The sequence below is a fragment of the Amycolatopsis pithecellobii genome (assembly GCF_009707865.1).
GTDB classification, from domain to species: Bacteria; Actinomycetota; Actinomycetes; order Mycobacteriales; family Pseudonocardiaceae; genus Amycolatopsis_E; species Amycolatopsis_E pithecellobii.
On the sequence record NZ_WMBA01000046.1, the window covers coordinates 1 to 19,006 of the forward strand.

Sequence of the window (19,006 nt, forward strand, 5' to 3'; positions counted from 1 at the left end):
CCCCGTAGAGAACGCCGTCCGGCCGCCGGTCCCCCTCGGACGACTCGGCGAACCCGACGACGTAGCACCCCTCGCCGCGTTCCTCGCCTCCGACGCCGCCTCCTACATCACCGGCGCCGACTTCCTCATCGACGGCGGATTCACCCTCTAACCCCGGAAAGGACACCATGACCGACACAGCCGAAACCACACCCGCCCCCACCACCAGCCATCACGGCCCCGGCGGCACCTACCGCATCGACATCGTCGGGCAACCACCGAACGCCTTCATCGAACGCCAGGCCACCATCCCCGAAGTCGAACCCTTCATCATCGGTGTCCGCCCCTCCTACGAGGAGACCTACCAGGTCACCCCCGGCCAATTCACCCCCCGCGCCACGGCCACCGACGTGTTCATCTCCGCCGTCGCCTCCTGCATGGTCGGCGCCTTCGCCCGCAGCATCGAAGCCCGCGGCATCGAAGTCCACGCCGGCCACGTCACCGCCACCATCGACTCCCACATCGCCAAAGAACCCGGCGGCATCCGCTACGTCGACCGCATCCACCTCCAACTCCACACCCACTACAGCGCGGAGCACAAGGAAGCCCTCCAGCGTGCCTTCCAGAACTTCGAACGACGCTGCTGGCTCTCCCAAACCCTCGTCGGCTCCCGCTGCGCCGTCACCTCCGAACTCGTCATCGGCGAACCCACCGAATAACCACCGTCCGCCCGCACTGTGGTGCGGGCGGACGGACTCCACCTCCGCGCGGCAGGTCACGAACCACGCCCGGCGAGAGCGGAGGTGCCGGCCAAGCTGCCGGCCCATTCGGTGACGGTGGCGACGTAGGTGGCCGGGTCGTAACCGTGCAGGGAGTGCGGCATTTCGGGAAATGGGCGGTAGGTGAAGGAGTTGCCAGTCGCTTCGATCAGCTGCCGGACCCGCCCCACCTGCAGGTCGGTGAGCGCGCCGAGCACGTTCCCGGTGTCGGGGTCGACGTGGTGGAAGTGATGGGTGAACAGGACCGGCACCTTGACGTGGCGCAGCATGGTCTCGTGATCGCAGTTGATCGTGGCGCGCCCGGAGACGAACGCGTCACCCCACTCGGGGTCGTATTCCCGGAGATCCTGCGGCGGCGCGGCCGGAGCCCCGCCGGTGCCGGCCGGCGCCATCCGGCGCAGCGCGTCGAGCATCCAGCCGGGGATCTCCCGCCCCATGGCCTGTTGCATACCGGCGAAGTCCCCGATACTCCACTGTGGACCGAGCCACTTGTGCCACAGCCGGAACATCGGCCCGACGCCCTGCCGGATGGAGTGGCCGACCGCGGGACCGGCCTGCGACGCGAACAGCGGGGCGTCCTCGTAGACGGCGGCGTGGACCTGGCCGGGTGCCGCGAAGGCGGACAACCAGGCCGCGATCACACCGCCGGACGACAGCCCACAGACCACGACCGGCCGCTTGATGACCCGGTCGATGAAGCGCACCAGATCACCACCGAAGATGTCCACGCTGTAGCGCCCCGGCGTCCAGGTGGACCGGCCCTGCCCACGCAGGTCCACCGCATACACCTGATAGCGGTCGGCCAGCAGTCGCATGGCTTCCTCATAGCCCCACCACGACTCCGTCTGCGCCGGGATGAGCAGCATGGCCGGCAGTGCGGGATCACCGGCGACGGCGTAGTTCATCCGGATCTCGCCGAGGTCCACGATCTGTTCGGGATAGGTGTGCGGCACATAGATATCGGCGTGGTCAGCCGCCTCCAGGTACCTCATCGGGCCACCGCCCCGACGAGTTCGGTCGTCGCTTTCCACAAATCGCCGGCCATGGCCGTGTCGAGACCGGCCTTGCCCTGCCGGCGAAGCGCCGGATAGCCCCGCAGGCCGCCCAGCCCATCGGGTCCGATGTAGGAGTTGCCGGGCACGTCCTGGGTGGCGGCGTAGAGCACCGACAGCGCGCCGAGCTCCGGGGCGTTGGTGAGGAACTTGAATCGGTTGATGACGTTCGACCGCGAATGAGCGGCCAGCGAGGTACGAGCGATACCCGGGCTGGCAAGCACCGAGCGAACCTCACTTCCAGTGGCGCTCAGCCGGCGCTGCAATTCCAGGGAGAACAGCACAACGGCAAGCTTCGAAGCCTCGTAAACGCTCATCCCGTTGTATTTGCGGGTGCGCCAGTCGAGGTCCTTCAGGTCGATCTTGCCTTGCCGGTGCAGTTGGCTGGTGACGTGCACGACCCGATCGGTGACGTGCTCGAGCAGCAGGTTGGTCAGCAAGAACGGACCGGTGTAGTTCGTGGCCGTCTGCTGGTCCAGACCATCCACGGTGCGCGCGGCGGGGATGTCCATTACACCGGCATTGTTGATCAGGATGTCGAGATCCCTGGACCAGGAATCGGCGAACGCTCGCACCGACGACAAGTCCGCCACGTCGAGCGTCCGGATATCGAAGGCGCCCGGCAGGCTGACGACGGCGCGGCGGGCCTTGTCCGTGTCACGCACACCCAGCACGACATGGGCGCCGGCCCGCGCAAGCTCACGCGCCGTTATCAGGCCGAGGCCACGGCCGGCACCGGTGATCACCACCGTCCGCCCGTTCAGGTCCGGCAGATCGTTCGCTGTCCATTTGGTCATGGGTCTTGACTCCGTTTGTGTGTGGTTCGAGGTCGTATTGACATTCAAGGGACCCCGTGAGGGCGGAGGAAGGACACGCGCAACCACTGACTGACAGGTCGTGGTTGCGCCAAGCCGGATGGGATGAAGATGGTGACCATGGACCGGACCTTCGATCGCTCATCCCTGGGCGCCTTCCTGCGCGCTCGTCGTGCGGCGCTGCAACCGGAGGACGTCGGGCTGCGCAGAGGGCAGCGGCGGCGCGCGCCGGGCCTGCGGCGCGAGGAGGTCGCGGAACTGTGCACCATGTCCGCCGACTACTTCGCCCGGTTGGAACGGGGCGACGGGCCACAGCCGTCGGAGCAGATGGTCGCGGCCATCGCCCGCGGCCTGCGGCTGACCCCGGACGAACGAGACCACCTGTTCCTGCTGTCCGGCCACCGCACCGCTCGCCGCGAACTCCGCGCCCTGCACGTAAGCCCCGGGCTGATGCGCATCATGGACAGCCTGACCGGCTCCACCGCACAGGTCATGGGCCCGCTCGGCGAAACCCTGCTGCAGACACCGCCCGCGGTGGCACTGCTCGGCGACCAGACGCAATACACCGGCAACGCGCGCAGCGCACCGTATCGCTGGTTCACCGACCCGGCCGCCCGCGACCGATACCACCCCGACTATCACGACACCAACAGCCGGATCAACGTCGCGCTGCTACGCGAAGCCGTGGCGCGCGACGGACCAGGCTCGCTCGCCGCGGGCCTCGTCGAAACCCTGCAACACACCAGCGACGAGTTCGCCCGGTTGTGGGAGCGCCACGAGGTCGGCCTGCGGTGGAGCGACACGAAGCACTTCGTGCATCCCCAGATCGGGCGGCTCGACCTCTACTGCCAGCTCCTCCTCGAACCGGACCAAGGACAATCGCTGCTGATCTTCACCGCAACCCCCGGCACGGAAAGCCACGAGAAACTCGCCCTGCTCACGGTCCTGGGCACCGACGAGTTCGCGATCCGCACCGAATGATGCCACGTGGTGAGCTCGAACGATCCGGCTGTCACGAGGGCGTCGTGGTCGGCTCGGTGGCTCGCTCATGCAGCCGTCGCCCGACGTCGACAAGGTAGCGATAGGTCTTCTCGAAGGGCTGGAAGACGGTGGTCCGCTTGGCGCGAACCTCCTCCTCGTCGGACCAGATCAACGGGCCACCCGCCGCGGCGGCCGTGAGCTGGACCCGGCACGCCCTGTCCAGCAACACCGCATGCATCACGGCCGTCGCCAGGTCCGGACCGACAGCCACGAGACCGTGGCGCACCATCAAAGCGGCCGGTGCGGACCCGAGCTCCGCGGCCAGTGCGTCGCCGAGTTCCGGTGTCCGGATCAGATCGCCGGTGAGGGTGAACCGGGGCAGGTTATCGGCGAACAGCACCCCCTCGTGCGACAGCGGCCGCAGCGGCTGGTCCAGCGACGCGAACGCGGTGACAGAGGGCGTGTGGCAGTGCACAACGGCGTTGACGGCAGGCTGGGCGCGCATGATCTGGGTGTGGATGGGCACCTCGATGTGCACGTTCCCGGTACCACTGATGAGCTTGCCGTCCCAGGACACCTCGATCACCTTGCCGGCATCGATCTCCTCGAACGCCCACCCGCTCGACTTGGTCAGGACCCCGTCGCCGCTGGCCGCGCGCTGCGATGCGTGGCCCCAGATGAAGTCCGACAGGTCTCCAGCGGCCAGCGCCCAGTGGGCGCGCACCACGTCGTCGACTTCTCCGGTCGTGCTGACCATTTCTCCTCCTCGAGTGAGCCGTGGCAATGCCCTTGCCGTAGCCGATTCTGCTTGTCGACGCATGCGTGCTGGACCTCGGCTCGGGTGGCGGTATCGACGTGCCGCTCCGGCATGCCTGCTCAGCCTGCGCCGAGGGCAGCGAAGAACCTTTCGTGAGCGCCGGCTCGCTTGATCAGGTCGATGCGTGAATTGATGCCGAGTTTCTTGGTGCGACCGCGCTTCACCGCGCGTACGACGTCAACGCCGGTGAGCCAGCCGTGGTCGCTGCTGTCCGCATAAGCCAGCGCGCACGCGGCTCATCAGAAGCTGATATCGGCCGAGCCGCTAGGTATTCGTCGGGGCATCGGCGCTACTCAGGCGCGGCGCCTTGTCCAGATCATCGATCGCTCCGCCGCCGTGCAGGCGGCCACCATGTCGCGCGACTCGCCTGGCGGCTGTCACAGCGTGAAACCACGAGGCAATAATGTCAACACTTTACGACAGCTGGATGACCCTTCGGTGCCGCGCTTACCGCGTACACTGCGGTCAAGTGTCAACACAAGGAGGCAGTCATGACGTCACACTTCCCTGCGTTCCTCGACGAACTGGAAGCGAGGACCCGGATCCACGACACCTTGCTGCGCTTCTGCCGGGGCATCGACCGCAAGGACTGGGAGCTGCTGCTGTCCGCGTTCCACGACGACGCCGTCGACAACCACGGCTGGATCACCGGCAGCCCGCGACACGACCTGGTTCCCGGACTCCAGGCCCGGCACGAAACCGTCGAGCACTCCGCCCACATGTTGACCAACGTCGCCTGCACCTTCCTCTCGCCGACGGAAGCCAGGGTCGAGTCCTACGTGACCGTCGCCCAGCGGGAACGCCCCGGCTCACAGGGACAGGTGCAGCGGACACAAGCCCTCGTGCGTTACGTCGACCTGTTCCAGCGCCGCGACGACGGCGACTGGCTCATCGCCGACCGGACACTCGTATACGGCGACATGATCGTCACCTCCAGTGCCCCGCCATTCGACCTCCCCGCCGCCTTCACCGTGCAACGGCGGGACGGAAACGACCCACTGGAGCAAGCAGAAGCAGCGCGGCCTCCGGCCAAGCTTCAACGACGACCAACGAGACAAGTGTAGACACATAAGGACTTCGCCTCTATCGTTCACGGTGGCTGTCACACCCGACGCGACGAAGTGGCGACACTTGAGGGCTACCGAGACGCCATCCTTGAGCTGATGCGACCACCTGCTTCCGGGCACTCGCGCACCTGCAAGCCAAGCGCCCTGGGAGTCGCCCAGCTGAGGATCGATACCGGACACTCGCCGTGGCTGAGCAAACCGGCCGAGTTCGCCGTACTACTGATAGAGACGACGAAGACCCTCATCCCGACCTGTTCAGGCCAGCTCCGCCCCGTCCGCACTCGCCGCGATCCGACGCTGCCACCCGGCGGCGAGCGCGAGCTGGTTGAAGCTGAAGACGTGCAGTCCCTCGATTCCGGACGAGGTCACCGAGGTACCGTCGAAGATCCGTGCGAGCAATCGCTCGGGGCGGTAGGCACTGCCCCGGAACAGCTGTCCGAGCAGACCGTGCTGTTTGGTCAGATATCGCACCGAGGAGCCGACACCGATGCGCATTGAGAGCTCGATCAGCTTGCGCATCTGCACGGGCCCGGCCACCCCGATCCGGAGGGGCAGAGTCACGCCGGCGGCCCGGATCGACGAAATCCACCTGAGCAAAGCCGTTGCGTCGAAACAAAGCTGACTGACCATGTAGCCGGCGTATTTCTGTTTATGGAGCAAGTCCGCCAGCAGACGATCATCGGGAATTGCGGGATGTCCTTCGGGATAGCAGCCGACCCCGATACGGGAAATGCCGTGCGGCAGCCCGCTCATCGCCTCGAGCAGTTCGGCCGAGCCCGCATAGGTGCCGGCCGGCTCCGTGGCGTCACCGCCGATCACGAACAGTTCGGGTACGCCCGCGGCGCCGAGCCGGTCCAGGATCTCGCGCAGCATCGTCTCGTCGCGCACCTGACGAGCCGCGAGGTGAGGGATGACCCGCCGGCCTGCCGCGGCAGCGATCTCGGTGAATAGCAGCGTGCGTTCGAGGCCGAACTTGGGCGAACAGGTGATGGTGATCGGCACTGCGGGCGGGGCCCCGAGCATTGCTTCCTCGCTGCCGAGCAGCGGGATGACTTCGATGTGGGCGGCCTGCACCAACTCGGCTACGGCATCGGTGATCACGGGCTTCTCCTCAGGATGTCACGTGAAAACAACGGTGCGGCGACCGTCGAGCAGCACGCGGTTCGTGATGTGCCAGAGCACAGCTCTGGCGAGGGCAAGGCATTCGGTGTCGCGGCCGCGCGCGGTGAACTGCGCGGCGGTCATCGAGTGGTCGACGCGGGCGACCTCCTGCTCGATGATCGGCCCCTCGTCGAGATCAGCGGTGACGTAATGCGCCGTGGCGCCGACGAGTTTCACGCCTCTGTCGTGGGCCTGGTGGTAGGGCCGCGAGCCCTTGAAGCTCGGCAGCATCGAGTGATGGATGTTGATCGCGCGCCCCGTCAGCTGCTTGCACAGGTCGGCGGACAGGATCTGCATGTATCGCGCGAGCACGACGAGGTCCACGTCGAGCGTGTCGACCAGGTCCAGTAGGGCGGCCTCTGCCTCGGGCTTCGTGTCCGGCGACACCGGGATGTGATGGAACGGCACGTCGTAGTTGGCGGCCAGGTGGGCGAGGTCGGCGTGGTTGGACACCACTGCGACCACGTCAACCGGCAGCGTGCCTGTGCTCGCGCGGAAGAGCAGGTCGTTGAGGCAGTGGCCGTATTTGCTGACCATGATCAGCACACGGGGCCGGTCAGCGGGATCGGTGAGCCGCCACGTCATCCCGAACTCGCCGGCGATATCGATGAAGTCACGGCGCAGCTGGTGCGGATCCAGTCCGGCCTCGGTGGCGGGTTCGAACTCGACTCGCATGAAGAATCGCCCGTTGCCTCGGTCGCCGAACTGCTTGCTTTCCACGACGTTGGCGCCGTGGTCGAAAAGGAATCCCGAGACGGTCCGGATAATGCCCGGCTGGTCGGCGCAGCTCAGCGTCAGCACGAGATCGGCCGCATGTGCGGCAGTGTCGTCCATTCGGTTTCTTCCTGCCCTCGCTTGTGGGTGCGGGAACGCTCGTTCGCTCAGACCAGGGGCTTCCGGCTGATCGTCGCCCGGACCACCTTCTCGGTGTTGTCCTCCACCGTCACCAGCGCGGACCCTTCGTCGCCCCACACCACCGACACATCCGATCCGTCGGGCAGCGCTTCGTCGACGAGCGCGAGGGACGACCAGGACCCGACGTTGACGCTGTACCCGGTGAACACCGACATCCCGACCCGACGGTCGTCGGCGAGGATGGTGTCGAACGGGAAGCTGCAGTACACGGAGTACGGGGCGGCCAGGTACTTCGCACGGCCGGTGTCGGCGAAGAAGGAGCTCGCCAGAAGCGAAACCACATCTTCGTCGTTCCACCGCAACCAGACCTGGCGAAGGTGAGGTTCATCGGCTCGCCGTTCCAGCGCGGCACGCCCGATGAAGTCGTGGTCGAACTTGATGAGCCGGCCGTAGCCCAGGTCCCACGGGGTGACGTAGTAGTCCTCGATGTTGTCGGACTTGAAGCTCCCCCCAATGGACCCCATCGCCTCGTAGGTATGGGCGGTGAGCCATTCTCGATAGGGCCGCATGGCCTCACCGGAATAGATCGCGGGAAGCTCCACACCCACCCAGCCGGACTCCAGGGCCGTCGTAGGCAGTGCCAGTGCGCCGCCCTGCGCGAGGCCGAAATCGGCTCCTGCCGCGAGCAACTCGGCGAGGACCGCCGGCCCGTCCTCCGCCGGGCCGAACACCTCCATGCCCGTCGTGCGGGACATGGTGTGGCTCAGGGCTCGCACCGGCCTGCCCGCGATCTCGAACTCTCCGATGTGGAAGAAGCTGATCGACGGCAGCGTCCCGGCCGATGCCTGTGCCACGATCCGCACCGCATTGGGTCCTTGCAGCTGGTACCGGAACACCCGCCGCCCAGCCGGGTTGAACGGCGTCGCCTCGTCGCGGGAGATCTCGACGTCGTACCCGCCATGCTCGGCCTGGAATGTGACCCAGTTGGAGACCACCGGTGTCCCGACGATTGCGACGCGATCGGGTTCAAGACCGAACAGGATCGAGTCGCCGATGACGTATCCGTCCTCGTTGCACGTGACGATCTGCTTGGCCCGGTTCTTACCGAAGCCCGCGAAGGAGTTGATGCAGACGTCCGACAACAGCCGGTTGACGTCCGGACCCTCGAAGTACACATCGGTCATGTGGTGCGACATGTCGAACAGCACGGCCGAGTTTTTCCAGGCACGCTGCTCGTCACGCCAGTTCGTGTGCTCCAGCGGAATCGGCGGGGTGAAGCCACCCAGGCTCGAAGCCCGGAGCATCGGCAAGGGGCCACCGGCAAGATCGATCTGAGCTTGCAGTGTCGTCATTGATCCTGCATCCAATCGTTTCGAGGGGTCCAACAGACGGGTCCGGCATACGCGGGGGTCCCGCGCGGGAAAACTGTTGCGGCAGCACCGAGTGCCGCGGTATCTCGCGAACAGGCTTGATCAGCCGAGTCTTGTCGTGCTGACCACGGCTCGCACGGAGGTCTGAGCGTGCCGCTCGACGGCCGGCTTGCGGGTGCCGCCGTCTTCCTCACCCCACACGATCGTGACCTCGCGTCCATTTTGGACATAAGCCTCGTCGAGAATGCCGAGCGAGTACCAGGAGCCGACGTTGGTGGTGTAACCGGTGCGGATGGCGATTCCGGCGACCTTGCCGTCCACCAGCACCGAGTCCGCGGGCCACGTCGAGTACACCGCGTACGGTGCCTGCAGATACTTGGCTCGGTGGGCCTCGTCGTCGAGCAGGCCGCTCCGCATCACGCGCGCGGAGTCGTCCGCGTTCCAGCGGAACCAGACCTTGCGGCGGTGCGGTCGCCGTTGTGACTCCTCGAGCGCGGCGCGCCCGATGAAGTCGTGGTCGAACTTCACCAGCGCGCCGTATCCGAGATCCCACGGAGTCGTGTAGTAGTCCTCGATGCGGTCCGAGACGAAGCTGCCCCCGATCGACCCCATCGCCTCCGGGCCGGTGGCCGGGAGCCATTCCCGGTATCCCTTCATCGCGGCCCCGGTGTAGATCGCCGGCAGCTGCACACCGATCCACCCCGACTCCAATGCGGTGGTCGAATACGCGATCGCACCGGCCTGGCGCAGCCCGTGGGGTGCGCCGGCCTCGAGCAGCGCGGTCAGCACTGCCGGGCCGTCGGCCACCGGTCCCCAGATCTCGAGTCCGGCCCGTTTGGACATCGAGTGGTTGAGTGCGCGGACCGGCCGTCCCGCGATCCTGAACTCACCGATGTGAAAAGGCTTGATGTCGGGCAGGCTGCCGCCCGCCGTGGCGGAGACGATCCCCATCGCGGCCGGGCCCTGAAGCTGGAAACGAAAGTTCTTGCGTCCCAGCGGATTGAGCGGTGTGGCATCGTCACGGGTCACCGTGACGTCCCAGCCACCGATCTCCGCCTGGTACTCGGCCCACCGCGATACGAAAGGCGGTCCGACGATACTGACCTCGTCGTCGTCGAGTCCGAACAGCACCGCGTCGCCGATGACGTGACCATCCTCGGTGCATGCCACGAGCTGCTTGGCCTTGTTCTTGCCGAATGCCGCGAAGGAGTTGACCCCGATCCTCGACATGAGCCGGATGGCGTCGGGCCCCTTGAAGCTGACATCCGTCATGTGGTGGGACTGGTCGAACAGCACGGCCGAGGTTTTCCAGGCACGCTGCTCGTCACGCCAGTTGCTGTATTCGCTCCTCATCGGAAACGGGAAGGCGGCCATCGTGCCGTTCCGCAACATGTGAGCGACATTTCCACGCTCTTGGATCAGCTCTTCGAGACTTGCCGCGACCATTACGCTCCGTTCTCTCCTGCGAGGGCCGCGGCCATCGCCGCGGTCGCCCGTTCCAGGTCTGGAGTCCCGGACGTCGCCGAGTAGACGTAGTGGTCGGGCCGGACGAGCGCGGCGTCCACGCCATGGCGCTCCAGCCACTTCGTGACCGCCGGGCCCCCGCCTTCGATCACCGCCGCGCCGATGTGCTGCCAGCGCTCTCTGGTCGCCGGGGCCACCGCCCGCAGAGTTTCCGCGGTACCCACCACCGCGAACCGGTAGCCGACCTCGACGTCGAGCCCACCCCCGTCCGGGCCGGTCGGCTGCGGCGCCAGCACGCCGGGGAGCCGGCCGCCGGCGTCGACGAAACCAGGGCCGATCGGAGCGTGCTCCCGATCGACGACATCTCCATCCTGGCGCGGCGGCGGCTGCTTCGCCCGCCCGAGCGCGGCGATGAGGTTCGCCTGGCGTGCCGACTCCGCGATGAACCCGGCGACGTGCGGCCACCGCTCGGTCTCATAGGTGTCGAGGAGCTCCTCGCCGCTCCCGCCGGACACAACGGCGGCGAGCTTCCAGGCGAGGTTCGCCGCGTCACGGAACCCGGAACACATGCCCTGTCCCAGCATCGGCGGCATGAGATGAGCGGCGTCCCCGGCGATCATGATCCGGCCGGCCCGCCACCCCTCGACGAGGTGCGCGTTCCACTCGTACACATCCGTGCGCATGATGCGGTAACTGTCGGGTTCCAGCCAGCGGTTCAGCAGGTCGTAGATGACCACTGGATCCTCGAATCGGTCGAGGTCGTCCTCGTTCTCGAGCATGAACTGGAAACGGGCCACCGGCGGTACGAGCGGGACGTAGGTGATCGGGGTTTCCCCGCTCTGGATGAAGCCTCCGGTGGGCGACAGCCCGGCCGGTGGCGTGAAGTGATGGACGTCGACGATCAGCGAACGTTTCGTGCCCTCGAAGTCCCTCAGCCCCGTCATCGTGACCTTACGCAGCATCGACCATGCGCCGTCGCAGCCGACCACGTACTTGGCCCTGAGCCGGTCCTCCGTTTCGAACTTGCGGTGTCTGATGTCGACGAGGACCTCCTCACCCACCTCCTCGACACCGGCCACCTTCCAGCCGATGAAAAGATCGGCGGACTCCGTCATCATGAGCCGGCCACGCATTGTCGCCTCGAAGTCGGGCTGGAAGAACATGTAGTCGGAATGCCAACCCTGATCGGTGCGGTCCGGGTCGATCTCCCATTTCATCAGCAGGTCCCCGCCCGGGGTGAAGATGTCGAACCCGGACTGCTTGATGAAGTTCTTCTCTTCCTCGCTGTAGCCCACGAGGTCGAGGATCCGCATGCACTCATCGTCCACATGGGACGCTCGCGGATGCTGGCACACGAGGCGGTTGGGATCGATGATCGCCACCCGTATGCCTTGCCCGGCCAGCAGATACGCCAGCACGAGCCCGGTGGTTCCGGCGCCGACGACCGCGACGTCGTACTCGCGGTCTGGTGTCGTGTCGTCCGCCATCTTCAACTCTCCTTCGAGGACCGTCGGCCGTCACGAACTCGGCGACGAGCGGGGTGTCAGCTGATTTCGAAACCGTCCGCGAACAGGCTGATCGACAGCCGCAGCCGCCCTTCGTTGAGCTGCCAGCCGTGGACTGTGTTGGTCCGCAGGCCTTCCCGGTGGAACGGCTCGGTCGCCGCGATGGCCTCGGCCTCCGCGAGGGAGCCGGCGCGCAGGATCGCGGTGCCGCTGCCGTCCCATCCCTCGGGGGCGGAGTTCGCTCCCGACAGGAAGAGCACGCCGGCCTTCTCCTGGGCCTCGAGCCAGAGGATGTGCTCGCGCAGGTGTGGCTTCAGGTAGTCCAGTGGTGATTCAACCGGTCCGGGCATGTCCATCCGGACCATGTACAGCTGGAGCCCGTGCAGGCTTCCCATGAGTTCGTCGAGAGTGCGCGGGTCTTCCGATGGTGTGTCGGCCATTGGTCCTTCTTCAATCGGTCTCGATCGGAGGGTCAGTTGGTGGGGCGGGGACGAGATCGACGACCTCGACCGTCGTCCGGACGGTCTTGTCCGCGACCGCATCCATCACCGGCCGGCCGTCGCTGTGGGCGAGGGTGACGAACAACCGCGAGTCGCCGTCGGTGCAGCAGGCGATGGGCGATGCGTCGTCCGTACCGATCACCGTCCGGACCCCGTCCGCGGTCACGAGTACGACCGCCTTCCCGGTCAGGGTGCAGGCCCAGACCCCGTCCGGGGCCGCACAGAGGCCGTCCGGCCGGGCCTCGGGACCGACCAGCTCCGCCAGGTCGGCGAACACCCGCCTGCCCGCCAGTCGACCGCCACCGAGGACGTCGTACGCGACGAGACGCTGCGCCGAGGTCTCGGCGACGACCAGCGTCCGGCCGCCGTCGATCAACGCCAAGCCGTTGGGGAACACCACGTCGTCTGCGGCGATCCGGGCCGTGCCGTCCGGCGCCACATAAATGATCCGGCCGGGCCGCGGCTTCTCGCCGAGATGCGGCGCGAAGCCAACGTCGTCGACATAGAGCCCGCCGTCCGCGTCACCGACCATGTCGCCGAGCGGCCCGGTGGCGACCGGCTTCAGATCCGCGTACTCGGCGAAGCCCGAACCGTCCCAGACCCCGACCCGCCGTTCCCGGATGATCGCTCCGGTGAGCCTGCCGTCCGGCAGAAACCAGAGACCGTTCGGCTGGGACGTCTGCGGGGATGCCGTCCAGGAGCCGGTGCTGTCGGTCCAGATGGTGCCGCCTTGCGGGTCCGACACCCACAGGGCTCCGTGGTGGAAGCGTGGTCCTTCACCCCAGGTAAGCCCGCGCGCATACGTTTTCATGTCCATGCTTCCGTTCGATCGAGCCAGGTCACGGTGTGCTGTGCGCGCCGGCCATGTGGGCGGCCAGGTCCTCCGGGTTCACGAAGGACGGCGGTGGTGGTGGCCCCCAGCTGTAGAGGCTCTTGTCCTCCTCCCAGAGCCTCGGTGTCCACAGCTCGTCGTCGACGATGCAGTCGAGGTCCGCGTAGTACTCGGAGAAGTTGCCCGCCGGATCGCGCAGATACCAGAAGAAGTTCGACCCGATGTGGTGGCGCCCGAGCCCCCACACGTGGCGTTCCGGGTGCTCCTCCAGCATCGCCGTGGCGCCCCGTCCGATCTCGTCGATGTCGTCGACCTGCCAGGAGGTGTGGTGCAGGAAGTTCACCGGAGCCGACTGGACGAGCACGTTGTGATGGTCGGTGGAGCAGCGCAGGAACGAGGCGGCGTCCCGCACGCTGTCGCTGACCTTCAGCCCGAAACCCGCGGTGAAGAAGTGCTGCGTGGCAACCTGGTCGGTCGACCCCAGCACCACGTGACCGAGTTTGCGTGGCCGGACGGTGTCGTGTCGCAGGACCGCCGGGGCCCGGCTGACTCCACGGTCAGGACGGCCGGGGCCGTTGTAGGCGACCGGCTCGGCGACGACCTGCTGCAGGTGCGGAGTGACAGAGGCCGTCACCACGGCGCCGGTGACGGGTTCCGTGGCGCGAACGTCGTGGTCGGATACCGCGGCCTCAACCCCGAGCGAGCGCAGCGACGCGGCGATCCGTGCGACGTCGTCCGGATCGTCGACGCCGATGTCGAGGCCGACCAGCCGCCGCGTCGGCGCCTTCACGAGCCGGAGCTGCGCACCACCGTCGGTGGTCTCGAGCCATCCGTCCGAGCTCGAACGGAGACCGAACTCCTCGTAGTACGCCGTCGTGGCCGAGACGTCCGGAACCCCGATGGTGACGGAGTTCATCCGGTGTAGTGGCATCAAGATCTCCTGTGCTCGTGGACAGTCAGTGCGGTCGGGTCTCGTGACGTGGCGCAGCGACGAACGAGTTGCGCAGCCTGCCGATGCCGGAGATCCACGTCTCGAGTACGTCCCCGGGCACCAGATATCGCGGAGGGGTACGCGCGCGGCCGACACCGCCGGGAGTACTGCGGCACCGGCGGCACCAGCTGGCGGGTGCGTTCGGACAGATCCTGGCCGACCGTGAGTCCCGCGACGTGGTCCCTGGCCGCCGCACGATCGACGACTGGAACTTCGTGAACACGGAAGGCTCGGTCGGAGCCGCGGTGCCGCTCTCGTTCGCGTGCTCGGCATAGTTCAGCCCGATGGCCAGGACCTGCCCCGGACGGGGCACCGGCGACTCGAGGCGAGTCGCGTGGCTCGATCTCGTCCGGCCACACGGCGTAGCCGACCTGCGGGTCGGGGCCGAACGATCCGCCGCTGGCCCGTTCGACGTCGACCACACCGGACCCGGCCCGGAGGGCAAGCCTGCCGCCGACGTTGACGATGCGCACCTGGGCGCCCCTTTCCGATGGACTTGTTTCGGCGCCTCGGCGGCTAGAGGATCTCTGCCCTGCCGGTCGAATAGTTGACCTGAACGCGGAAGGAGCCCTCGTTCAGCAGCCACGTGCGCACCCGGAACGTGCGCGCGCCGCTGCTGTGCATCGGATCGGCTTCGGCGTAGCGGATCGCCTCAGCCTTGGATTCGGCGCGATACACGAAGAACCCCTCGCCTTCCCACTCGTCCTCGGCGTCGTTCGCGAACGGTCCCGCAGCCCACATGACGCCCTCTTGCTCGAGCTTCACCTGGTAAGCGGCGTGCTCGTCGAGCACGGCCAGGACCGGACCGAGGCCATTCGTGGGGACGGTGTTCACGGCGTACAGGCGCTTGGTCAGAAATCCCCGGTCCCGGCCGTCCTTGATCAGCTGTTCCCAGTCCATGTGCGGTTCGGTCATCGCCATCCCTTCCTCTTGGTGTGCTGTGGGTTCATGACGTCACGGGTCGCGTCGGGACGGGCGCTACCGGACCATAAATATCGACTGCAACGCTAGATAGCGATAATTCCTGGGATACTCCAATCAGTCAACCCAATCCAGGACAATCCGTCGAGCGAGCCATCTTCCAGTTATGAGGCGGACGATCGATACCTGTAGAGTTCGTCTGATGGAGACGGATGCTGGACGGAAGAGCTCGAGTCGCGTTTCCGAGGTCTACGAGCAGATTCGATCGGACATCCTGGCCACGCGGCTGGCACCGGGCGAGAAGCTCAAGATCCAGCCCCTCTGTGAGCGTTTCGAGGTGAGCCTGTCGGTCGTCCGGGAAGCCCTGACCCGCCTGACCGAACAGCGCCTGGTGCGATCCGTACCGCAGGTCGGCTTCACGGTCCGGCCGCTGGACAGGAGCGGCCTGCTGGACCTGACCAACGTCCGGGTACACCTCGAGACGCTGGCGTTGCGCTGGGCGATCCAGCGCGGCGACCTGGAGTGGGAGACGGCGCTGGTCGCCGCGCTCTACCGGCTGGGCAAGACACCACAGAACACCCCCGGGGCGAAGGACGAGCTCTCGGAGGCATGGTCGATCGCACACGCGGAGTTCCACACCGCGCTGGCGGCCGGCTGTGGCAGCCCGCTACTCATGGAACTGCGCAGCGGGCCCTACGACGCCGCCGAGGTCTACCGCCGCTGGGCGGGACCGGCGGAGCGCGAGCCCCGCGATGTCCACTCGGAACACACGGCCATCGCAGATGCCGCCATCGCGCGCGATGACGAGCTCGCAGCCACTCTGCTGGAACGACACATCCGGCGCACAACGGAGATCCTCATGACAAGCCACCTGATGAGAGCAGACGAGACCACGAAACCCCGATGAGAGACATCGGCGATGTACAACGGATCTGGCGACGACGACTCCTTCATCAGGAGCCGCGAAAACGCTGACGGCGGCGAGCGTGGCGCAGCCGTGAGCCCGACAGTGATCGGGTTCACCAAGTGCTGCGCCGTCGACCTCGCGTCGGGCATCCGGGTCAACGCGATCTGCCCGGGGTGGTGGACACCCGCATGCCGCGCGACCTGGTGTCGACACTGCCCGAGGATCGTCGACGGTGGCTTTGGACTCGCTCGAGTTCCCGGCAGCGGCGACGTTGTTATCGGGCAGGACGGAAATATCACCTGAATGTCGGTGTCGACGGATTATCGCTGGCGGTCAGCGACATCGCCGACTTCTGGTTCGAGGCAGAGGCCAGATTCTCCGCGTCGAGAAGTACTCCCCGGAAAGTGCGCATCTCACGGAGGTTCAACCACCTCATCGGCAACCACAACTGTGCGATCGATGGCGACAAGGCCCGGTCACGGGTGAACCTGATTGCTATCCACTGGCTGCTCAATCAGGCACCAGAGGACACCGCTCGACCTGCCGAGTGCATCCTCAGCTTGACCTACGATGACGAGCTCGTACGAACAGAGGCTGGTTGGCGGATCAAGCGCCGGCGACTGCATGCGTTCGGTTCCGCTGATCGGGCGGACAGGACTGCGATGGGACCTGGTTGGGTCAGCCTGCTACGAGATCACTGCCCACCCGACCGGTCGTGGCAGCCACCGCCGAGTTCTCCGCAGTCCACACAACCGCTGAGACTTGACGGTGGCTGCTTGCTACCGACGGACCAAAACGGTCTCCCTGCTGGAGCACCAGTGCGGCGGTCTCAGCGCGCGGAGCAGCCGGGCGAGCACGACCATCCGGCTTGTTCTAGGTGGGAGGCGTCAGATCGCCTTCGCCATGTGGCCGCCGTCCACGAGGATGGTCTGGCCGGTCAGGAAACTCGCGCGGTCGCTCGCGACGAAAACAACGACCTCGGCGATCTCCTCCGGCGTGCCGAGACGGCCGAGCGGGCTGCTTTCGGACATTTCCTGGAACCTCTCGGCACCGATAAATTCGGTGACGTTCTCGCTCGACACGTTGCCCGGCGCGATACCGTTGACCCGGACGTTGGCATGGCCCCACTCGGCGGCCCACGACCGGGTGTAGGCGTCGATTGCAGCCTTCTGCGCGCCATAGGTGGACATGTAAGGCATGTGGCGCGTTCCGGCTATGCTGCTGATGTTCACGACCGCGCCGCCGCCACGGGCGGCCATCCCTCGGGCGAAGCCTGTCGTCAGGGCGAAGGCTGCCCGAATGTTCACATCCCAGGACTCAACGTTCGCGGCGAGGTCCTGGTCCAGGCTTGGCCCGATGCTGGCCCGGTAGCTCGCCGCGTTGTTGACAAGGACGTCGACGTCACCAGCCTCCTTGATGAGCCTATCGACGTCGGCGTGGTCGCTGAGGTCGGCGAGGATGAAGCGGGCCTCACCGCCCGCCGCGAGGATGTCGGCGACGACCTCGTCCCCGCGCTCCTGGTGCCGACCCGTGATCAGAACCGTGGCCCCATCGCGCGCGAACGTGTGCGCGATCGCGGCGCCAATTCCACCCCGCGATCCCGCCCCGGTGATCAAGACATTCTTCCTGTTCGAGCTCATGCTGCCTCTCGGCCTCTCCAATGTAGTGAACGTTATATTTAACGTTCGATATAGATATCACGGGGATCTCAGGCATGCAAGCCGCCGACCGCCCCGCCGGGAAGTTCTGCCGGCCTGCGGCGGTTGCTAGGGTCAGATTCAGCAAAGGAGGCCAGAATGCCCCGTGGCAGGCAGCGAGAGTTCGACGCTGACCAGGCGCTGGACCAGGCAACGGATGTGTTCTGGCGTCAGGGTTACGACGGGACGTCCATCACCGACCTGACCGCGAGCATGGGTATCAGCGCCCCCAGCCTCTATGCAGCATTCGGGAACAAGCGCCAGATCTTCGACAAAGTCATGGACCGTTACATGCAGACCAGGCTCGCCCGCCGGGCGGAGGCACTCTCCCTTGACGACCCCGTCGAAGCATCGCGAAAGTACCTGGAGGGAGTCGTCCTCGACGGAACTATGCCTGGCCATCCGAAGGGCTGTCTTATGGTCGGAGGCGCGCTGGTATGTAGCGACGCCAACCGCGACGTGGCCGATCAGCTCGCCGCCCTGCGAATGGATGTTCGGAAGGACCTTCAGCGCCTGTTCGCGCGGGCCATCAAGGCTGGCCGGCTGCCCGCCGACGCCGATGCCGCGTCACTCGGCGCCTACGTCGCAGCCGTCGCGCAAGGAATCTGCGTCGATGCCTCGGGCGGTGCGTCCAAACAGAGCCTCATGAAGGTTGTGGAAGTGGCCCTGTCAGCTTTGCCGGCGCCTGCCACCTACTCCGCGACCGTCCGGTAGTGCTCGCCACTGCTGGATCCGTTGAGGGCGCCGCGCTGGACTGCGTCCCGAAGCGAAATCCGACCGTTGCGCAACGGACGACGTTAAGTGCCGACGACGCTATACACCTCTACAAACTCTCGCCTGAGCCGGCGACCACCTCGGCGTCAACCACACCACCGCGCTGAACAAGCTCCGTGAACGCGGCATCCCCACGCGGGACACCCACGGCCGTCCGCGCGTCGAAACAGGTGGTGCCCGATGACACGGCGTGCAGCTATGTCGATTCGATCCGGTTCGGACCGGGCCGCCGTCGTGAGGCCGTCACCATGATCATGGGCGTCGTTGTCGGCCTCACATTCATGTTCGGCTTCGGCAACGTCCTCAACTCGCCCTCCGGGCACTCGGCACCTGGCGCTCGCCGGGTCGTCGGCTGCTGAAGATTGGCTGGGCGGAGGTCGGCCCCGGCTTTCAGCAGACACGCTTCGCATTCGGTTGGGTGTAGGTGCCGCGCAGGCGCGGCAGCCTGTCAAGTCCGTGCGCTCGGAGTTTCAGGCGCGGGCAGAAGGACGTCAGCAGCTCGCCAATGTTCCGCCGGATACGAAGCGTGCCAAAGTTCC

21 protein-coding genes and 1 pseudogene are annotated in these 19,006 nt (G+C 66.5%); 9 read left to right on the forward strand and 13 right to left on the reverse strand.

The features are described 5' to 3' along the window. Positions 1 to 151 (forward strand): SDR family oxidoreductase (locus GKO32_RS25325; RefSeq protein WP_154759416.1); only part of this gene is annotated, 151 nt, incomplete at its 5' end. A 16-nt stretch (positions 152 to 167) separates the two neighbouring features. Continuing rightward, positions 168 to 698 carry an OsmC family protein gene (locus GKO32_RS25330; protein ID WP_154759417.1) on the forward strand — a complete coding sequence of 177 codons (531 nt, stop codon included), beginning with the start codon at positions 168 to 170 and terminating at the stop codon, positions 696 to 698. 56 nt (positions 699 to 754) lie between these two features. On the opposite strand, the gene GKO32_RS25335 is transcribed toward GKO32_RS25330, so the two are convergent. Further along, positions 755 to 1,750, reverse strand: a complete 996-nt coding sequence (locus GKO32_RS25335; RefSeq protein ID WP_154759418.1) for an alpha/beta hydrolase — start codon at positions 1,748 to 1,750, stop codon at positions 755 to 757. Continuing rightward, complete coding sequence (locus GKO32_RS25340; protein ID WP_154759419.1) at positions 1,747 to 2,607, reverse strand: SDR family NAD(P)-dependent oxidoreductase; 861 nt, start codon at positions 2,605 to 2,607, stop codon at positions 1,747 to 1,749. The genes GKO32_RS25335 and GKO32_RS25340 overlap by 4 nt, the downstream gene beginning before the upstream one ends. Positions 2,608 to 2,745: 138 nt before the next feature. Between GKO32_RS25340 and GKO32_RS25345 the strand changes: the two genes are divergently transcribed. Continuing rightward, positions 2,746 to 3,606 carry a helix-turn-helix transcriptional regulator gene (locus GKO32_RS25345; RefSeq protein WP_154759420.1) on the forward strand — a complete coding sequence of 287 codons (861 nt, stop codon included), beginning with the start codon at positions 2,746 to 2,748 and terminating at the stop codon, positions 3,604 to 3,606. A 31-nt stretch (positions 3,607 to 3,637) separates the two neighbouring features. Here GKO32_RS25345 and GKO32_RS25350 read toward each other — a convergent pair whose 3' ends face one another. Then, positions 3,638 to 4,363, reverse strand: coding sequence for a class II aldolase/adducin family protein (locus GKO32_RS25350; RefSeq protein WP_154759421.1), 726 nt, complete (start codon positions 4,361 to 4,363; stop codon positions 3,638 to 3,640). Between the two features lie 551 nt (positions 4,364 to 4,914). On the opposite strand from GKO32_RS25350, the gene GKO32_RS25355 reads away from it, so the two are divergent. Further along, complete coding sequence (locus GKO32_RS25355) at positions 4,915 to 5,487, forward strand: nuclear transport factor 2 family protein (RefSeq protein WP_154759422.1); 573 nt, start codon at positions 4,915 to 4,917, stop codon at positions 5,485 to 5,487. Between the two features lie 258 nt (positions 5,488 to 5,745). Here GKO32_RS25355 and GKO32_RS25360 read toward each other — a convergent pair whose 3' ends face one another. The 8 genes from GKO32_RS25360 to GKO32_RS25395 form a co-directional block, all read right to left on the reverse strand. Beyond that, the gene (locus GKO32_RS25360) at positions 5,746 to 6,591 is read right to left on the reverse strand and encodes a methylenetetrahydrofolate reductase (RefSeq protein ID WP_154759423.1); all 846 of its coding nucleotides are present in this window, start codon (positions 6,589 to 6,591) and stop codon (positions 5,746 to 5,748) included. Positions 6,592 to 6,609: 18 nt separating this feature from the next. After that, the gene (gene purU / locus GKO32_RS25365; RefSeq protein WP_154759424.1) at positions 6,610 to 7,485 is read right to left on the reverse strand and encodes a formyltetrahydrofolate deformylase; all 876 of its coding nucleotides are present in this window, start codon (positions 7,483 to 7,485) and stop codon (positions 6,610 to 6,612) included. 47 nt (positions 7,486 to 7,532) lie between these two features. Continuing rightward, positions 7,533 to 8,858: an aminomethyltransferase family protein gene (locus tag GKO32_RS25370; protein ID WP_154759425.1), complete on the reverse strand. Its 1,326-nt coding sequence runs from the start codon at positions 8,856 to 8,858 to the stop codon at positions 7,533 to 7,535. 120 nt (positions 8,859 to 8,978) lie between these two features. Further along, entirely contained in the window at positions 8,979 to 10,322 is a 1,344-nt protein-coding gene (locus GKO32_RS25375; protein ID WP_154759426.1) for an aminomethyltransferase family protein, read from the reverse strand. Beyond that, on the reverse strand, positions 10,322 to 11,827 hold the full coding sequence (locus GKO32_RS25380) for a bifunctional 3-(3-hydroxy-phenyl)propionate/3-hydroxycinnamic acid hydroxylase (RefSeq protein WP_154759427.1): 1,506 nt from the start codon (positions 11,825 to 11,827) through the stop codon (positions 10,322 to 10,324). The genes GKO32_RS25375 and GKO32_RS25380 overlap by 1 nt, the downstream gene beginning before the upstream one ends. 56 nt (positions 11,828 to 11,883) lie before the next feature. Further along, positions 11,884 to 12,285, reverse strand: a complete 402-nt coding sequence (locus tag GKO32_RS25385) for a YciI family protein (protein WP_166459725.1) — start codon at positions 12,283 to 12,285, stop codon at positions 11,884 to 11,886. A gap of 10 nt (positions 12,286 to 12,295) precedes the next feature. Beyond that, on the reverse strand, positions 12,296 to 13,162 hold the full coding sequence (locus tag GKO32_RS25390) for an SMP-30/gluconolactonase/LRE family protein (protein ID WP_154759429.1): 867 nt from the start codon (positions 13,160 to 13,162) through the stop codon (positions 12,296 to 12,298). Between the two features lie 22 nt (positions 13,163 to 13,184). Continuing rightward, entirely contained in the window at positions 13,185 to 14,108 is a 924-nt protein-coding gene (locus GKO32_RS25395) for a VOC family protein (protein ID WP_154759430.1), read from the reverse strand. Between the two features lie 83 nt (positions 14,109 to 14,191). Between GKO32_RS25395 and GKO32_RS38520 the strand changes: the two genes are divergently transcribed. Next, positions 14,192 to 14,443: a hypothetical protein gene (locus GKO32_RS38520; RefSeq protein WP_154759431.1), complete on the forward strand. Its 252-nt coding sequence runs from the start codon at positions 14,192 to 14,194 to the stop codon at positions 14,441 to 14,443. A gap of 241 nt (positions 14,444 to 14,684) precedes the next feature. On the opposite strand, the gene GKO32_RS25405 is transcribed toward GKO32_RS38520, so the two are convergent. After that, entirely contained in the window at positions 14,685 to 15,083 is a 399-nt protein-coding gene (locus GKO32_RS25405) for a YciI family protein (protein ID WP_154759432.1), read from the reverse strand. 208 nt (positions 15,084 to 15,291) lie between these two features. On the opposite strand from GKO32_RS25405, the gene GKO32_RS25410 reads away from it, so the two are divergent. Together GKO32_RS25410 and GKO32_RS40625 are read left to right on the forward strand one after the other, a co-directional pair. After that, entirely contained in the window at positions 15,292 to 15,996 is a 705-nt protein-coding gene (locus tag GKO32_RS25410) for a GntR family transcriptional regulator (RefSeq protein ID WP_166459727.1), read from the forward strand. A gap of 188 nt (positions 15,997 to 16,184) precedes the next feature. Next, a pseudogene (locus GKO32_RS40625) lies at positions 16,185 to 16,604 on the forward strand (nuclear transport factor 2 family protein); the annotation flags it as partial. A gap of 279 nt (positions 16,605 to 16,883) precedes the next feature. Here the strand turns inward: GKO32_RS40625 and GKO32_RS25420 are convergent. Next, positions 16,884 to 17,612, reverse strand: coding sequence for an SDR family NAD(P)-dependent oxidoreductase (locus GKO32_RS25420; protein ID WP_246244654.1), 729 nt, complete (start codon positions 17,610 to 17,612; stop codon positions 16,884 to 16,886). A gap of 180 nt (positions 17,613 to 17,792) precedes the next feature. Here GKO32_RS25420 and GKO32_RS25425 point away from each other — a divergent pair, with 180 nt between their 5' ends. Both GKO32_RS25425 and GKO32_RS38145 read left to right on the forward strand, forming a co-directional pair. After that, positions 17,793 to 18,407, forward strand: coding sequence for a TetR/AcrR family transcriptional regulator (locus tag GKO32_RS25425; protein ID WP_154759435.1), 615 nt, complete (start codon positions 17,793 to 17,795; stop codon positions 18,405 to 18,407). A 176-nt stretch (positions 18,408 to 18,583) separates the two neighbouring features. Next, a complete protein-coding gene (locus GKO32_RS38145) occupies positions 18,584 to 18,826 on the forward strand; it encodes a hypothetical protein (RefSeq protein ID WP_166459724.1) in 243 nt (80 codons plus the stop codon). Positions 18,827 to 19,006 lie beyond the last annotated feature (180 nt).

What these genes read in the sequence shown, in the direction of transcription:
- GKO32_RS25385 (WP_166459725.1), bottom strand. Translation starts at nt 12,285, where the DNA reads ATGGCCGACACACCATCGGAAGACCCGCGCACTCTCGACGAACTCATG.
- GKO32_RS25330 (WP_154759417.1), top strand. Translation starts at nt 168, where the DNA reads ATGACCGACACAGCCGAAACCACACCCGCCCCCACCACCAGCCATCAC.
- GKO32_RS25350 (WP_154759421.1), bottom strand. Translation starts at nt 4,363, where the DNA reads ATGGTCAGCACGACCGGAGAAGTCGACGACGTGGTGCGCGCCCACTGG.
- GKO32_RS25395 (WP_154759430.1), bottom strand. Translation starts at nt 14,108, where the DNA reads ATGCCACTACACCGGATGAACTCCGTCACCATCGGGGTTCCGGACGTC.
- GKO32_RS25405 (WP_154759432.1), bottom strand. Translation starts at nt 15,083, where the DNA reads ATGACCGAACCGCACATGGACTGGGAACAGCTGATCAAGGACGGCCGG.
- GKO32_RS38520 (WP_154759431.1), top strand. Translation starts at nt 14,192, where the DNA reads ATGCCGGAGATCCACGTCTCGAGTACGTCCCCGGGCACCAGATATCGC.
- GKO32_RS25340 (WP_154759419.1), bottom strand. Translation starts at nt 2,607, where the DNA reads ATGACCAAATGGACAGCGAACGATCTGCCGGACCTGAACGGGCGGACG.
- GKO32_RS25370 (WP_154759425.1), bottom strand. Translation starts at nt 8,858, where the DNA reads ATGACGACACTGCAAGCTCAGATCGATCTTGCCGGTGGCCCCTTGCCG.
- GKO32_RS25425 (WP_154759435.1), top strand. Translation starts at nt 17,793, where the DNA reads ATGCCCCGTGGCAGGCAGCGAGAGTTCGACGCTGACCAGGCGCTGGAC.
- GKO32_RS25410 (WP_166459727.1), top strand. Translation starts at nt 15,292, where the DNA reads ATGGAGACGGATGCTGGACGGAAGAGCTCGAGTCGCGTTTCCGAGGTC.
- purU (WP_154759424.1), bottom strand. Translation starts at nt 7,485, where the DNA reads ATGGACGACACTGCCGCACATGCGGCCGATCTCGTGCTGACGCTGAGC.
- GKO32_RS25380 (WP_154759427.1), bottom strand. Translation starts at nt 11,827, where the DNA reads ATGGCGGACGACACGACACCAGACCGCGAGTACGACGTCGCGGTCGTC.
- GKO32_RS25355 (WP_154759422.1), top strand. Translation starts at nt 4,915, where the DNA reads ATGACGTCACACTTCCCTGCGTTCCTCGACGAACTGGAAGCGAGGACC.
- GKO32_RS25345 (WP_154759420.1), top strand. Translation starts at nt 2,746, where the DNA reads ATGGACCGGACCTTCGATCGCTCATCCCTGGGCGCCTTCCTGCGCGCT.
- GKO32_RS25390 (WP_154759429.1), bottom strand. Translation starts at nt 13,162, where the DNA reads ATGGACATGAAAACGTATGCGCGCGGGCTTACCTGGGGTGAAGGACCA.
- GKO32_RS25375 (WP_154759426.1), bottom strand. Translation starts at nt 10,322, where the DNA reads ATGGTCGCGGCAAGTCTCGAAGAGCTGATCCAAGAGCGTGGAAATGTC.
- GKO32_RS25335 (WP_154759418.1), bottom strand. Translation starts at nt 1,750, where the DNA reads ATGAGGTACCTGGAGGCGGCTGACCACGCCGATATCTATGTGCCGCAC.